Here is a 13,276-nt window from a genome sequence, read left to right on the forward strand (position 1 = left end):
TGGAACAATGGACGACAAGCAGATTGCCAAGCCCGAGCGGCGGCACTCTGGGAGAGAGGTGGCAGTGAAGAGAACGGAAACCACAACGTCACGGCCTTCCGTGCGCGCGGTTGCGGCTTCGGGCGCGCTGTGCCTTTCGGCTGTCCTTTTGTCCGGCTGCATGGGGTCTCCGACCTATGGCACCGACAAAACGGCCGACCAGCAGCTTATCGAGGATGTGACGGGTGTTCTCTCTCTTGGTCCGCGTGACAGGGAGAAGATCGAATACAAGCCGCGCGCCGGCATCGTGATGCCGTCCTCCACCGAGGTTCTGCCGCCGCCGCAGGAAAACGTGGCTTCGACATCGAACCCGGCATGGCCCGAATCGCCGGAAGAGCGGCTTGCCCGCATCCGCGCCGAAGCCACCGAGAACCAGGACAACCGCTTCTACAAGTCGCCCGTCGAGCGCGACATTGGCGTGAACGCGCGTAGCGATGACGGTTTCATCAATCCCGAAGTCGCCAAGAAGCAGCGCGAGGAATATTTCAAGCGCCGCGCCGCATCCGTCTCCGCACAGGGCACGCCGACGCAGCGCCGCTATCTGAGCGAGCCGCCGACGACCTATCGCCAGCCGGCAGAGACCGCGCCGACAGGCGTGCTGGGTGACGATGAGGCCAAGAAGGCCCGTGAAGCCAAGAAGGCCGCACAGAAGGGCGGCGGCGGATTCGACCTGGGCCGTCTCTGGCCCTGGGGCGGCTGATCATCGCCGAATGATCATTGCCGAATGATCATCGATTGAGACACAGCGGGCCATGGCCCGCTGTTTTCGTCAGCAGGCTGGTTGCGTTCAACGCTGCTTTTTGAAGAAGCTCTTGAGCATTTCGGCCGCGTCGGCTTCGCCGATGCCGGGATAGACATCCGGCGCGTGATGGCAGGTGGGAAGCGTGTAGAAGCGCGCACCGCTGGTCACGGCACCGCCTTTCTCATCGCTCGCGCCGAAATAGAGGCGGCGGATGCGGGCGAACGAGATTGCGCCGGCGCACATGGCGCAGGGTTCCAGCGTCACGTAAAGATCAGCGCCGGTCAGGCGCTCGGAACCGAGTTTTTCGCAGGCCTCGCGAATGGCGACGATTTCTGCATGGGCGGTGGGATCGTTGCATTCGCGGGTGCGGTTGCCGGCGCGGGCGATGATCGCACCGTCATGGACAATCACTGCGCCGACCGGCACTTCGCCGCGTTCTGCGGCAAGCCGCGCCTCTTCGAGGGCGGCGTCCATGAAGCCGGTGTAGTTCGCTTTCGTCGGTCTGCTCAATCTTTTTGCTCGCAAGTGGCACTGCGACTTGATACCTAGCCGCCTCTATAGCATCGGGTACAAAATCGGAATCGATTTTCGCGCCGTGCGATCTCTGATTTAATTTACTGGAGCGTTTCCGCCGCATAGTGCGTATTGCGGAGACCCAGGGCAAAAGGCCATCATGACGAACGACCGATCCAAAGACACGAACCGGCCCCAAGATACAAGCCGGCCCCAAGATACAAACCGGGAAGACAAGCCGCAGAAATCCGCTCACCAGAAGGACGCGGCCCCGCAGGACGCTGACAGGGCTGGCACCGAGCGCATCGCCAAGCGGCTGGCGCGCGCGGGCGTTGCCTCGCGCCGCGACGCCGAGGCGATCATCGAGGCCGGTCGTGTTTCGGTGAACGGAAAGGTGCTGACGACGCCCGCATTCAATGTCGGGGATTCCGATCGCATCCTGCTGGATGGCGAGCCGCTGCCGGCAGTCGAGCGCACGCGCCTCTTCCTGTTCCATAAGCCGGGCGGTGTCGTCACCACCAACCGCGACCCCGAGGGCCGCAAGACCATTTTCGACACGCTGCCCGAAGGGCTCCCGCGTCTGATCACGGTCGGCCGTCTGGACATCAACACCGAGGGCCTTCTGGTTCTGACCAATGATGGTGGTCTGGCCCGCGCGCTGGAACTGCCCGAAACGGGCTGGCTGCGCCGCTACCGCGTGCGCGTGCACGGCAAGGTCGATGCGACTGCGCTTGAAGGCCTGAAGGACGGCATTGCCGTTGATGGGGTGTTCTACGGCGCGATCGAGGCTTCGCTCGACCGCGAGCAGGGCAGCAATGCCTGGCTGACGCTGGGCCTTCGCGAAGGCAAGAACCGTGAGGTCAAGAACGTGCTTGGCGCGCTGGGCCTTGAGGTCACGCGCCTGATCCGCATTTCCTACGGCCCCTTCCAGCTTGGTGCGCTGGCCGAAGGCGAGGTGCAGGAAGTGAAGGGCCGCACCCTGCGCGAGCAGCTTGGCGAGCGTCTGGTCGAGAAGGCCGGTGCGAATTTCGATGCGCCCATCACCACCCCGTTCTCCAACAAGCCGGTGCGCGCAGGATACAAGCAGCGCGAGGCCGAGGCCGAGGAGAAGCAGGCCGGTCGTGAACGCGATGGCGGCAAGATCTTCATCAAGAACCGCAAGCGCGACCGCGAAGACAAGCGCGAGGCCGCCCGTGACCGTCTGCAGACGCGTCCGGCCCGCCGCGAGGAAGAGCGCGGTCCGCGCCAGAACCGTGGCAGCCATGTCTGGATGGCGCCCGGCGCACGGCCGCTGAGCAAGAAGAAACAGGCCGAGGCGGAAGCCGCCGGCGATCAGCCGATGAAGCGCGGCCCGAAGCCGGGCGGCGCAGAGCGCGGCGGCAAGCCTTTCCGCCCGCGCGGCGACAAGCCTTACGGTCAGGGCCGCCCGGAGCGTGACGAACGTTCGGGTGGCGGTGACAGGCCGCGTTTCTCCCGCGGCGGCAAACCATCCGGCGAGGGACGTGGCGACCGCGAGGACAGGCCTTTCCGTCCGCGCGGCGACAAGCCTTACGGTCAGGGTCGCCCGGATCGTGACGAGCGTTCGGGTGGCAGCGACAAGCCGCGTTTCTCCCGCGGCGGCAAACCATCCGGCGAGGGACGTGGCGACCGCGAGGACAGGCCTTTCCGTCCGCGCGGCGACAAGCCTTACGGTCAGGGTCGCCCGGATCGTGACGAGCGTTCGGGTGGCAGCGACAGGCCGCGTTTTTCCCGTGGCGGCAAACCGTCGGGCGAGGGACGTGGCGACCGCGAGGACAGGCCTTTTCGTCCACGCAGCGACAAGCCTTACGGACAGGGCCGTCCGGATCGTGACGAGCGCTCCGGCGGCAATGACAGGCCGCGCTTCTCGCGGGACGGAAAACCGTCCGGTGAAGGACGCGGGGACCGTCAGGACAGGCCCTTCCGCTCGCGCGATGATCGTCCCGCATCGGGCGACAAGCCGCGTTTCGCAAAGGGCGGCAAGCCTGGTGGCAAGAGCTTTGGAAAACCGGGCGGCAAGCCGGGAGCGGGAAAATCCTTTGGCAAACCCGGAGCAGGCAAGCCGGGTGGCGCGCCGCGTCCGGGCAAGGGGCGTCCTGCGGGCAAGAAGCCGGGCCGGGACAGCTAGGCCATGCGGATTGTGGGTGGAGAGTTTCGCGGCCGCAATCTGGTGACGCCCGCTTCGGACGCCATTCGGCCGACGACGGACCGCACACGGCAGGCGCTGTTCAACATTCTTGAGCACCGTTATGCGGACCGCATTGAGGATGCGCGTGTTCTCGACCTCTTCGCCGGCACGGGCGCGCTCGGGCTGGAAGCGCTTTCGCGGGGGCGTCATTTGCCCTTTTCGTGGAAGAAGCGGCAGCAGCGCGCGCCCTGATCCGCACAAATGTCGAGAATCTTGGCCTTCAGGGCCGCAGCAAGATCTTTCGCCGTGATGCAACGCGTCTCGGCGAGGTGGGAACCATGCTGCCATTCGACCTCGTTCTGGCCGATCCGCCCTATGGCAAAGGCTTTGGAGAACAGGCGCTTGCAGCGGCCCGTTCAGGCGGTTGGCTGAAGCCCGAAGCGCTGATCATGGTCGAGGAAGCAGCGGGTTCTCCCTTCCAGCCGCCGGAGGGATTCCGCCTTATCGAGCGGCGTGAATATGGCACCTCCTGTGCGAGCTTTGTCGAGCTCGCCTGAGTTTCGTCACTTTTGCACCGATAGCTTTGCCCAGTTATGAGCTCGTGCCATTGTGCGCGGGCACACCAGAAACAAACAGGGCTTGTCCATGAAAAATCCCATCGCGGGTGTCGCGCGTCATGCGGCATTCGCAGTTATCGTTGCAGTTGCAGCGCCGTCCATAGCCATCGCGCAGGAAGCCAAGGACGACACTGCCGTTTCCAGTTTCACCCTAGAGAACGGCCTCGAAGTTGTTGTGATCCCGGATCACCGGGCACCTGTCGCCACCCATATGCTGTGGTACAAGGTTGGCAGCGCCGATGAGGACCCGGGAAAATCGGGCATTGCCCATTTCTTTGAACATTTGATGTTCAAGGGCACGAGCACCTATCCTTCGGGCGAGTTCTCCGACGCCATCGCTGCGGTCGGCGGCAATGAGAACGCCTTCACATCCTACGATTTCACGGCCTATTATCAGCAGGTCGCCCCCTCGGAACTGCCGGAAATGATGCAGTTTGAGGCGGATCGCATGCGCAATCTGGTGCTTTCGGATGAAAACATCGAAACCGAGCGCAAGGTGGTTCTCGAAGAACGCCACCAGCGCGTCGACAATGTGCCGTCCTCAATCCTGTCGGAAGAGCTGAACGCCACGCTCTACCAGAACCACCCTTACGGAATTCCGGTGATCGGCTGGCAGCAGGAAATCGAGGGTCTGACCCATGACGACCTGAAGAGCTTCTACGACCGCTTCTACACGCCCAACAACGCCGTTCTGGTGGTCGCCGGCGATGTGGACCCGGAGAACGTGCGCGAGATGGCCGAGGAAACCTACGGCAAGATCGCGCGCGGGCCGGACCTTGCGCCGCGTGCGCGCCCCATGGAGCCGGTGCAGAAGACCGCACGCGAAGTGTCGCTGCGCGATCCGCGCGTGAGCGTGCCGAACCTTTCGATCAACTGGTTCGTTCCCTCCTACCGGACCGCCGAGAAGGGCGAGTTCGAGGCCGTGGCCATTCTCTCGGAAATCCTGGGCGAGGGGCTGCGCAGCCGTCTCTATCAGGAACTCGTGGTCAAGCAGGGTGTCGCGGCAAGCGCCGGCAGCTATCTGCAGGGCTCGGCCTATGACTATTCCGCGCTCGTTCTCTACGGCCAGCCGCGTGGCGACGCGGATCTGGCGACCGTCGAGAAGGCGATCATCGCGCAGATCGAGAAGATCAAGAATGAGGGTGTAACCCAGGAAGAACTCGACACGGCGCGCACCAAGATCCAGCGCGACCAGATCTTCCTGCGCGACAGCCAGGTGCGCAGCGCAAACCTGTTCGGCGCGGTGCTGACCACCGGCGGAACGGTCGAGGACGTTACGAGCCTGCCCGAGCGGCTTGACGCCGTGACGGTGGAAGACGTGAAGGCTGCGGCCGAGCGCTATCTGGACCTTGACCGTGCGGTCAAAGGCTATCTCCTTCCCGAAGGGGAAGAGCGTTCATGAGCCAGACATTGAATTTCATACCGGGTGCTTTCATGCGCAGTTTTTTCAAGGCCGGAACGCTGCTGGCCCTTATTCTTGTTGCCGGGCCTGTTCAGGCAGCGGTGAAAATCCAGGAGGTTTCCTCCGAAAAGGGCGTTGAGGCGTGGCTGGTCGAGGACCATTCGCTGCCGATCATCACCATGCAGTTCTCGTTCGACAGCGGTGCTGCGCAGGATCCGGACGGCAAGGCCGGTCTGGCGAACCTGATGACGGGCCTGTTCGATGAAGGTGCGGGCGACCTCGATTCCGACGCCTTCCAGACGAAGATGGAAGAACTCGGCGCGGAAATGTCGTTCAACGCGAGCTCCGACGCCATCTCCGGCCAGGTGCGGATGCTCTCGGAAAACAGCGATGAGGTGCTTGATCTCGTGCGTCTGGCGGTGACCAGCCCGCGTTTCGACATCGACCCGGTGGAGCGCATCCGCAGCCAGATCGCCGTTGGCATTCGCGCCGACGAGCGCAATCCGAGCAAGCAGGGCGGGGAAGCGCTGGCCAAGGCGCTTTATGGCGATCACCCCTATGCGCGTTCGACGGAAGGCACGCTGGAAACACTTGCCAGCATCACGCCGGAAGACCTGAAGGCGTTCCACAAACGCGTCTTTGGCCGCTCCAACCTCACCATCGGCGTTGTCGGTGACATTGACGCCGAGCGTCTGGCCGCCGTGCTCGACACGGTGTTCGGCGCGCTGCCGGAAGAGGCGGAGCTGCAGGTCGTGGAAGACATCGAGCCGAAGCTCGGTCAGGAAGTCCGCGTCGACTATCCCCTGCCGCAGACCACGCTGCGTCTCGTCTATCCCGGCATCGAGCGGGACGATCCGGAGTTCTTCTCCGCCTATCTGATGAACCAGATCCTCGGCGGCGGCGTGTTCTCTTCGCGTCTGTTCCAGGAAGTGCGCGAGAAGCGCGGTCTTGCCTATGGCGCATCGTCCTATCTGATGAGCCGCGACCACGCCCAGTCTCTGGCGATCCAGACGGCCACCAGCTCCGAGAAGGCGGATGAAACGCTTGCGGTGATGGAAGAGGTGATCGCGGGTCTGCGCGATGAAGGCCCGACCCAGGAAGAGCTCGACACCGCCAAGACCTATGTGATCGGTTCCTATGCGATCAACAATCTGGACTCCTCCACGGCGATTGCCCGCACGCTTGTCGGCCTGCAGGAGGATGATCTGGGTGTTGATTATATCGAGCGCCGTGCCGATCTTATCAACGCGGTAACACTGGATGACGTAAAGGAGGCGGCAACACGCCTCCTGACGCAGAAGCCAGCGCTTCTCGTGGTTGGACCGGCGAAGCAAGGCGGAGAGTAAGCGATGGAAACGGCGGTGACGAAAGGCAGGACAGGCGGCGAGGGAAGCGGCAGCGGGCCGACTTTCGCGCTGGCGCTCGGTGGTGGTGGCGCACGCGGCCTGTCGCATCTTCATGTTATCGAAACGCTCGATGAACTGGGGATCAAGCCGACCGTCATCGCCGGTTCCTCCATCGGAGCGCTGATGGGCGCGGGCTTTGCCGCCGGCATGCGCGGCACAGACATCCATGCCCATGCGCGCGCGATCCTGAGCAGCCGCACGGAAGTCGCCAGCCGCCTGTGGAAGGCGCGGCCCGGCAATTTCGCCGAGATGATGGAAGGCGGGTTCCGCGTCGGTCAGTTCAATGCCGAACGCATCATCCGCGCCTTCCTGCCGCCTGAGGTGCCGGAGACCTTCGAGGAGCTGGCAATCCCGCTCAAGGTCACCGCGACGGACTACTTTGGCCATTCTCTGGTCGTTCTGGATCAAGGTCCGCTGGTGGAGGCGCTGGCCGCTTCCGCCGCCATTCCCGCCGTCTTCCGCCCGATCGAGCGCAACAAGCGCACCCTGATCGATGGCGGCATCTACAATCCGGTTCCGTTCGACCTGATCGATGGCGAGGCCGATATTCTGATCGCCGTGGATGTGGTGGGCTCACCGTCCGATACGGGCGGCAAGCCGCCGACCTCCATCGAGCTCATGTTCGGTGCGAGCCAGCTGATGATGATGTCGATCATCGCGATGAAGCTGGAACACGGGCGGCCCGACATTCTCATCCGTCCGCCGGTTTCGCGGTTCCGGGTGCTTGATTTCATGAAGGTCGAGGCCATTCTCGGTGAAACAGAGCGCATTCGGGATGAATTGAAGCGGGCGGTTGAGGCCGCCGTTGCGAATTTCGAGAAAGCGCGGGCATAGCCAGACCGCTGGCCGTCTTTGGCTGGGTGATTACGCGGTTGTGACGATCCGGCATGGATCCTCGGGTCAAGCCCGAGGATGACGAGTGTGTTTTGCCGCTTGTACGCAACCGGATTCGAACGGGACTGGGCACCATCCCCCGTCGTCATCCCCGGGCTTGACCCGGGGATCCATGCCTGAGCATCCGGACAGCTCCGGCAACGCTCCTTGGCATCATGCGTGAAGGCAGACAGGGCCTCATCGCGGCCCTGTTCTGTTATGCGGACTGTTCGCTGTCGTGATCGAGGCGCTGGCTTTCCCGCTTGGGCTTTACAAGCGGTTCGGGCGTGACCGGGCGAACCCGCATCTTGTCGTTGCCGGCATAGATGCCCTTGACTGCCTGGATCGCCAGACGCTCGTCGTCGCGCCGGCGCACATCCTCGACGATTTCACTGGCGATCTCTTCGCTCGTGCCGAGCGCCTGCAGCGTCTTGCCGCCGAAGATCAGCGCCGATTCCACCGTTTCGCGTAACTCGTACTCGACATCGCGCTCGCGCAGCGAGAGCGTGTGGGCACGGTCATAGGAGCGCACGAAGAGCCGCACATGCGGGAACTCCGCGCGGATCAGGTTGACGATGTGGTCGGTGGACGCCGCGCCATTGGTGCAGACGGCCACGATCTTTGCATGGCGGATGCCGGCGGCTTCCAGAACTTCCTTGCGCCGTCCGTCGCCGAAATAGATGCGGAAGCCGAACCGCGCCGCTGCACGCACGCGGTCTGCCGAATGATCGATGATGGTTACGTCCGTGCCGCCCGAAAGAAGCACCTGCGAGACCATCTGCCCGAAACGGGAGAAACCGATCATCATGACGCCGGCACCTGCGCCTTCGAAGTCCTCGTCCATCTCCTCGTCGGGTTCATTGCGCACCAGCATTTCGCCGATCCGCACCGAAAGCGGCGTCAGCGCCATGGAAACGGTGACAATGGCGATGAGCAGCGAGGCCATGGCCTGGGGAAAGATGAAGGCGGCGGCGGCGGCGGTGAAAAGCACGAAGCCGAACTCGCCGCCCTGCGGCAGAAGGGCTGCCACGCGCAACGCGTCATTGTGCTGGCAGCTGAATGCCCGGCTGATCGCATAAAGAACGACCGCCTTGACCAGCATGAGGATGGGCACCGCGATGAGGATCGAGAGCCAGTTGTCGATGACGATGCCGAGGTCGAGCGAGAGGCCGATGGCCATGAAGAATAGGCCGAGCAGAATGCCGCGGAACGGCTCGATATTGGCTTCCAGCTCATGCCGGAAGGAGGACTCGGCCAGAAGAACGCCGGCGATGAATGCGCCGAGCGCCATGGAAAGGCCGGCAACCTCCATCAGGGCGGCGGCACCAAGAACCACGAGGAGAGCGGCCGCAATCATCACTTCCTTCGCGCCGGTGTTGGCGATCACGCGGAAGAGCGGGTTGAGCAGGTAGCGACCGGCCAGAACCAGTCCGAGAACGCTTGCGAGCGCGATCCCAAACCGTTCGAGGCTGATGGCGTCCGCGCCTTCGGCACCCGGCGAAAGCAGCGGGATCAGCGCCAGAAGCGGGGCAATGGCGAGATCCTGAAACAGCAGGATGGAGAAGGCCGTCTGCCCGTAGCGGCTGTTCAGCGACCCTTGAGATTCCAGTGTCTGAACGGAAAAGGCCGTGGAGGAGAGCGCCAGACCGAAGCCGATGACAAAGGCCGCGCCATAGGAAAGGTCGGTCAGGAGCATTGCGATCATCGCCAGCGCCACACCGGTGACTGACACCTGGATCAGGCCCATGCCGAAAATGCTTCGCCGCATCGCCCACAATCGCGCGGGCTTCAGCTCAAGCCCGATGATGAAGAGCAGGAAGACGACGCCGAGCTCCGCCACATGCAGAAGCTCCTTTCCATCCGAGATCAGGAGCAGGACCGGGCCGATTGCAATGCCGGCTGCCAGATAGCCGAGGATCGTGCCCAGACCGATGCGCGCGAACAAAGGCGCTGCAATCACGGCTCCACCCAGAAGAAGAAGGGGTTCGTAGTAGAGCGGTGCGGCGGCTTCGACGGCCATGGATACTCCGGATTCTGTTTGGAAATTCAGCTTACCATTGCACATATGGCCCGCGAACCATAAATGAAACAAATAGATATTCCCCTTTCGCCACGTTTTTCCATTCGGGATCGCAATGACAGACAAGAACGAAAAGCAGCAGCTGGCCGACCGCGTCGCTGCCCTTGTGGAGGCCGCCACGAAAGCCGGTGCGGATGCATCGGATGCGGTGGTCATGCGCGCCCGTTCCAAGAGCGTTTCGGTGCGCCTGGGCAAGGTGGAAGGCACCGAGGCTTCCGAAAGCGATGACATGTCGCTACGGGTTTTCGTTGGTAAGCGCGTGGCCAGTGTTTCGGCCCCCGCCAATGCCGATCCGGTTCCGCTTGCCGAGCGCGCGGTGGCGATGGCCAAGGCCTCGCCGGAAGACCCGTATCAGAGCCTTGCCGAGCCCGGCCGGCTGGCGCAGAACCTCGTGGATCTGGACCTGTTCGATGCGACCGAGGTTTCTGCCGACCGCCTGAAGGAAGACGCGCTTGCCGCAGAGGCGGCCGCACTCGACATTGCCGGGGTTACCAATTCTTCCGGCAGCGGTGCGAGCGCCGGCGCTGGCGGCATGGTGCTTGCCACGTCCGACGGTTTCATCGGTCAGTATGAGGCGACGCGCTTTGCCCGCTCCGTCAGTGTTCTGGCCGGCGAGGGCACCGGCATGGAGCGCGACTATGATTACTCGTCGCGGCTTCACTTTCTGGATCTCGATGCGCCGGAGAAGATCGGTCGCAGTGCCGGTGAACGGGCGGTCAAGCGCCTCAACGCCCGCAAGGTCGATACGGGCCGCTTCCCGGTCGTTTTCGATCCGCGCGTGGCGCGCGGTATTGCCGGCCATCTGGCGTCGGCCATCAATGGTGCGTCGGTTGCGCGCAAGTCGAGCTTTCTGCGCGACATGATGGGCAAGACGGTTGCTGCTGCCGGCATCACCATCACCGACGATCCGCTGCGCAGGCGCGGGTCTTCTTCGCGCCCCTTCGATGGCGAGGGCGTTGCCGGCGAAAAGCTGGTCATGGTGGAAGATGGCGTGTTGCGGCACTGGTTCCTTTCCACGGCGGTGGCGCGTCAGCTTGGTCTGCCCGACACCAATGGGCGCGGCGTTCGCAGTGCCTCTTCCGTCAACCCGTCCTCGACCAATCTGGCGCTGGAGCCGGGCGAGGAGACACCGGAGGCGCTCATTGCGGGCATCAAGGCGGGCTTCTACGTGACGGAAGTGTTCGGCCAGGGCGTCAATCTCGTGACCGGTGAATACAGCCGGGGCGCTGCCGGGTTCTGGATCGAGAACGGCGAAATCACCTATCCGGTGTCGGAGGTCACGATTGCCTCCAATCTGAAGGACATGTTCCTGAACATGATCCCGGCCAATGACATTGACCGCAATTTCGGCACGGCCGCGCCGACGCTGCTTCTGGAAGGCATGACGCTTGCCGGAAAATAACAGCCCACAGGATCTTTTGAAGGACGACCTGGCGCTGGTCACCGAGGTGGCGCGCGAGGCGGGCGGCATTGCGCAGAAATATTTCCGACGCGATCCGGAAGTGTGGTGGAAGGGCGGCACGTCGCCGGTCAGCGAAGCGGATCTGGCGGTGGACCGGTTTTTGCGCGAACGCCTGATGACGGCGCGCCCGGACTATGGCTGGCTTTCGGAAGAAACGGCTGCTGTCGATCATGAACTGGCGCGCGAGCGGGTGTTCATCGTCGATCCCATCGACGGCACGCGCGCGTTCATCGACGGGCGGCCCATCTGGTGCGTGAGCATCGGGATTGCGTTTCGCGGCAGAAGTGTCGTGGGTGTGCTGGAGTGCCCGGAGCTTTCTGAAACCTATCAGGGGCTTGAGGGCGGCGGTGCGTTTCGCAATGGGGAGCGCATTGTGGTAAAACCCGCCGGCGATGCGTTTGTGATTGCGGGCCCCAAGCCCATGGTCAAGGCGCTGCCGGAAGAGGTCGGCCAGAAGACGACGCCCTATGGTTATGTGCCGTCGCTTGCCTATCGCATCGCCATGGTGGCGAGCGGCGCGCTGGACGCCACTTTCGTCAAACCCAATTCCCATGACTGGGATCTGGCGGGGGCGGATGTGATCCTGCGCGAGGCGGGCGGGGCGCTGCATGATGCCAATGGCAGATTACCGGTCTATGCCGGGGCTGATCCGCGCAAGGGTGCGCTGGCTGCCGGCAGTGGCGCGTTGCTGGAAACGATGACGGCCACGCTTTCCGGGTATAGCCAATAAGCGTCTTCCTGTGAGAAGCCGCAACCACATCCGTTGGATCGCCATGCGTTCACACGGATGCGCGGAGTACATTATCGGTGGAGCTTCGGAACAGCGGAAAAACCGGTGTCCACTTTTCGGTCCGTTGCTCTAAACGGTTCCAAAATCCGAGGTTTTCCTCTACACGGGCGGTTAGCGATTTGCTTATTGCCACATTCGTCTGCAAATGGGCCTGGTCATGTCCGAGAAAAAAGAGAATTCCCAGCTTCTTCATCTGGTCTTTGGCGGCGAGTTGTCCTCGCTGACCGGAGTAACTTTCCGCGACCTCGATGATCTCGACGTCGTTGGAATCTATCCAGATTACAAATCTGCCGAAAAGGCCTGGCGCGCAAAAGCGCAGGAGACCGTTGATAACGCGCATATGCGCTATTTCATCGTTCACCTACACCGCCTGCTCGATCCCGCGTCGGAAACGACCAAGGGATAGCAAGGACCCACATATGGAAAACAAGGCGACTGCGCCTTCCCCTGCCGTGAGCGCAAAGCGGAAGAAGACGGGACCGCGCCCTTTCAAGGAGCTGTGGCGCCGTATTCGCAAGCCGCTGGCGAAGTCGCGCTTTGCGAAACAGGCGCTGGCGACGCTGATGGCGGGCGCAATTCGCCTGATCGACCGCACCAATCCGCGTGTCGAAGGGTCTGACGACCTGCAGGCGGCGATTGACCAGCATTCGCCGGCCATTGCAGCGCTCTGGCACGGCCAGCATATTCTTGGTCCGGCGATCAATCCGCGCAAGCACAAGATCGTTGCGCTGTTTTCGCGCAGCGCCGATGCCGAGCTGAATGCGCTCGTTGCCGAGAAGCTTGGTTTCGATACGGTGCGCGGCTCCGGCGGGCGCAAGGGCGAGCGCGATATCCGCAAGGGTGGCGCGAAGGCGCTGATCGCGCTGAAAAAGACGATCGACCGCGGCTGCAATGTTGCGATGATCGCTGACATTCCCCATGGCACGCCACGCGAGGCGGGGCTTGGCATCGTCACGCTGGCGCGGATTTCCGGCCGGCCAATCGTGCCGGTCGCCATTGCCACGAGCCGCCGCAAGGTGCTTGAGCGCACATGGGACAAAACCACCATCAATCTGCCCTTCGGGCGCAGCGCGGTCATTCTGGGCGAGCCCATTTTTGTCGCCGCCGATGCGGATGCGGATGTGATGGAAGAGAAGCGTCGCGAGGTCACGGATTCGCTCAATGAAGCGACCCGCAAGGCCTACGCCCTGGTCGATGACAGATGAC

Annotated in this window: 11 protein-coding genes and 1 pseudogene; 10 read left to right on the forward strand and 2 right to left on the reverse strand. The window is 63.1% G+C overall.

Going from position 1 to position 13,276, the window contains the following annotated elements; translation table 11 throughout:
• Positions 1-64 precede the first annotated feature (64 nt).
• Positions 65-739, forward strand: coding sequence for a hypothetical protein (locus DEJ54_RS09400; RefSeq protein ID WP_113156192.1), 675 nt, complete (start codon positions 65-67; stop codon positions 737-739).
• Positions 740-826: 87 nt separating this feature from the next.
• Here the strand turns inward: DEJ54_RS09400 and DEJ54_RS09405 are convergent, their stop codons facing one another.
• A complete protein-coding gene (locus DEJ54_RS09405; RefSeq protein WP_113156193.1) occupies positions 827-1,255 on the reverse strand; it encodes a nucleoside deaminase in 429 nt (142 codons plus the stop codon).
• Between the two features lie 199 nt (positions 1,256-1,454).
• Between DEJ54_RS09405 and DEJ54_RS09410 the strand changes: the two genes are divergently transcribed.
• From DEJ54_RS09410 to DEJ54_RS09430, 5 genes and pseudogenes are all read left to right on the forward strand, one after another.
• Positions 1,455-3,440 carry a pseudouridine synthase gene (locus DEJ54_RS09410; RefSeq protein WP_113154331.1) on the forward strand — a complete coding sequence of 662 codons (1,986 nt, stop codon included), beginning with the start codon at positions 1,455-1,457 and terminating at the stop codon, positions 3,438-3,440.
• Between the two features lie 3 nt (positions 3,441-3,443).
• A pseudogene (rsmD, locus tag DEJ54_RS09415) lies at positions 3,444-3,997 on the forward strand (16S rRNA (guanine(966)-N(2))-methyltransferase RsmD).
• An 88-nt stretch (positions 3,998-4,085) separates the two neighbouring features.
• Entirely contained in the window at positions 4,086-5,459 is a 1,374-nt protein-coding gene (locus DEJ54_RS09420; RefSeq protein ID WP_113154332.1) for a pitrilysin family protein, read from the forward strand.
• The gene (locus tag DEJ54_RS09425) at positions 5,456-6,805 is read left to right on the forward strand and encodes a pitrilysin family protein (protein ID WP_113154333.1); all 1,350 of its coding nucleotides are present in this window, start codon (positions 5,456-5,458) and stop codon (positions 6,803-6,805) included. Before DEJ54_RS09420 ends, DEJ54_RS09425 begins: the two co-directional genes overlap by 4 nt.
• A 3-nt stretch (positions 6,806-6,808) precedes the next feature.
• Positions 6,809-7,699, forward strand: coding sequence for a patatin-like phospholipase family protein (locus tag DEJ54_RS09430; protein ID WP_113154334.1), 891 nt, complete (start codon positions 6,809-6,811; stop codon positions 7,697-7,699).
• Positions 7,700-7,955: 256 nt separating this feature from the next.
• Here the strand turns inward: DEJ54_RS09430 and DEJ54_RS09435 are convergent, their stop codons facing one another.
• Complete coding sequence (locus tag DEJ54_RS09435; RefSeq protein WP_113154335.1) at positions 7,956-9,758, reverse strand: monovalent cation:proton antiporter-2 (CPA2) family protein; 1,803 nt, start codon at positions 9,756-9,758, stop codon at positions 7,956-7,958.
• A 115-nt stretch (positions 9,759-9,873) separates the two neighbouring features.
• Between DEJ54_RS09435 and DEJ54_RS09440 the strand changes: the two genes are divergently transcribed.
• The 4 genes from DEJ54_RS09440 (at position 9,874) to DEJ54_RS09455 (ending at position 13,275) form a co-directional block, all read left to right on the forward strand.
• A complete protein-coding gene (locus DEJ54_RS09440; RefSeq protein ID WP_113154336.1) occupies positions 9,874-11,220 on the forward strand; it encodes a TldD/PmbA family protein in 1,347 nt (448 codons plus the stop codon).
• Positions 11,207-12,010, forward strand: a complete 804-nt coding sequence (locus DEJ54_RS09445; protein WP_113154337.1) for a 3'(2'),5'-bisphosphate nucleotidase CysQ — start codon at positions 11,207-11,209, stop codon at positions 12,008-12,010. Before DEJ54_RS09440 ends, DEJ54_RS09445 begins: the two co-directional genes overlap by 14 nt.
• Positions 12,011-12,227: 217 nt before the next feature.
• On the forward strand, positions 12,228-12,476 hold the full coding sequence (locus DEJ54_RS09450; RefSeq protein ID WP_113156194.1) for a DUF4170 domain-containing protein: 249 nt from the start codon (positions 12,228-12,230) through the stop codon (positions 12,474-12,476).
• Between the two features lie 13 nt (positions 12,477-12,489).
• Positions 12,490-13,275, forward strand: a complete 786-nt coding sequence (locus tag DEJ54_RS09455) for a lysophospholipid acyltransferase family protein (RefSeq protein WP_113154338.1) — start codon at positions 12,490-12,492, stop codon at positions 13,273-13,275.
• The last annotated feature ends 1 nt before the right edge of the window (position 13,276 follow it).

The sequence above is a fragment of the Nitratireductor sp. OM-1 genome (assembly GCF_003296175.1).
GTDB classification, from domain to species: Bacteria; Pseudomonadota; Alphaproteobacteria; order Rhizobiales; family Rhizobiaceae; genus Nitratireductor; species Nitratireductor aquimarinus.

Excerpts from the sequence above, each read along its gene's own strand:
- DEJ54_RS09405 (WP_113156193.1), bottom strand. The coding sequence starts at position 1,255 with ATGGACGCCGCCCTCGAAGAGGCGCGGCTTGCCGCAGAACGCGGCGAA.
- DEJ54_RS09410 (WP_113154331.1), top strand. The coding sequence starts at position 1,455 with ATGACGAACGACCGATCCAAAGACACGAACCGGCCCCAAGATACAAGC.
- DEJ54_RS09420 (WP_113154332.1), top strand. The coding sequence starts at position 4,086 with ATGAAAAATCCCATCGCGGGTGTCGCGCGTCATGCGGCATTCGCAGTT.
- DEJ54_RS09425 (WP_113154333.1), top strand. The coding sequence starts at position 5,456 with ATGAGCCAGACATTGAATTTCATACCGGGTGCTTTCATGCGCAGTTTT.
- DEJ54_RS09430 (WP_113154334.1), top strand. The coding sequence starts at position 6,809 with ATGGAAACGGCGGTGACGAAAGGCAGGACAGGCGGCGAGGGAAGCGGC.
- DEJ54_RS09435 (WP_113154335.1), bottom strand. The coding sequence starts at position 9,758 with ATGGCCGTCGAAGCCGCCGCACCGCTCTACTACGAACCCCTTCTTCTT.
- DEJ54_RS09440 (WP_113154336.1), top strand. The coding sequence starts at position 9,874 with ATGACAGACAAGAACGAAAAGCAGCAGCTGGCCGACCGCGTCGCTGCC.
- DEJ54_RS09450 (WP_113156194.1), top strand. The coding sequence starts at position 12,228 with ATGTCCGAGAAAAAAGAGAATTCCCAGCTTCTTCATCTGGTCTTTGGC.
- DEJ54_RS09455 (WP_113154338.1), top strand. The coding sequence starts at position 12,490 with ATGGAAAACAAGGCGACTGCGCCTTCCCCTGCCGTGAGCGCAAAGCGG.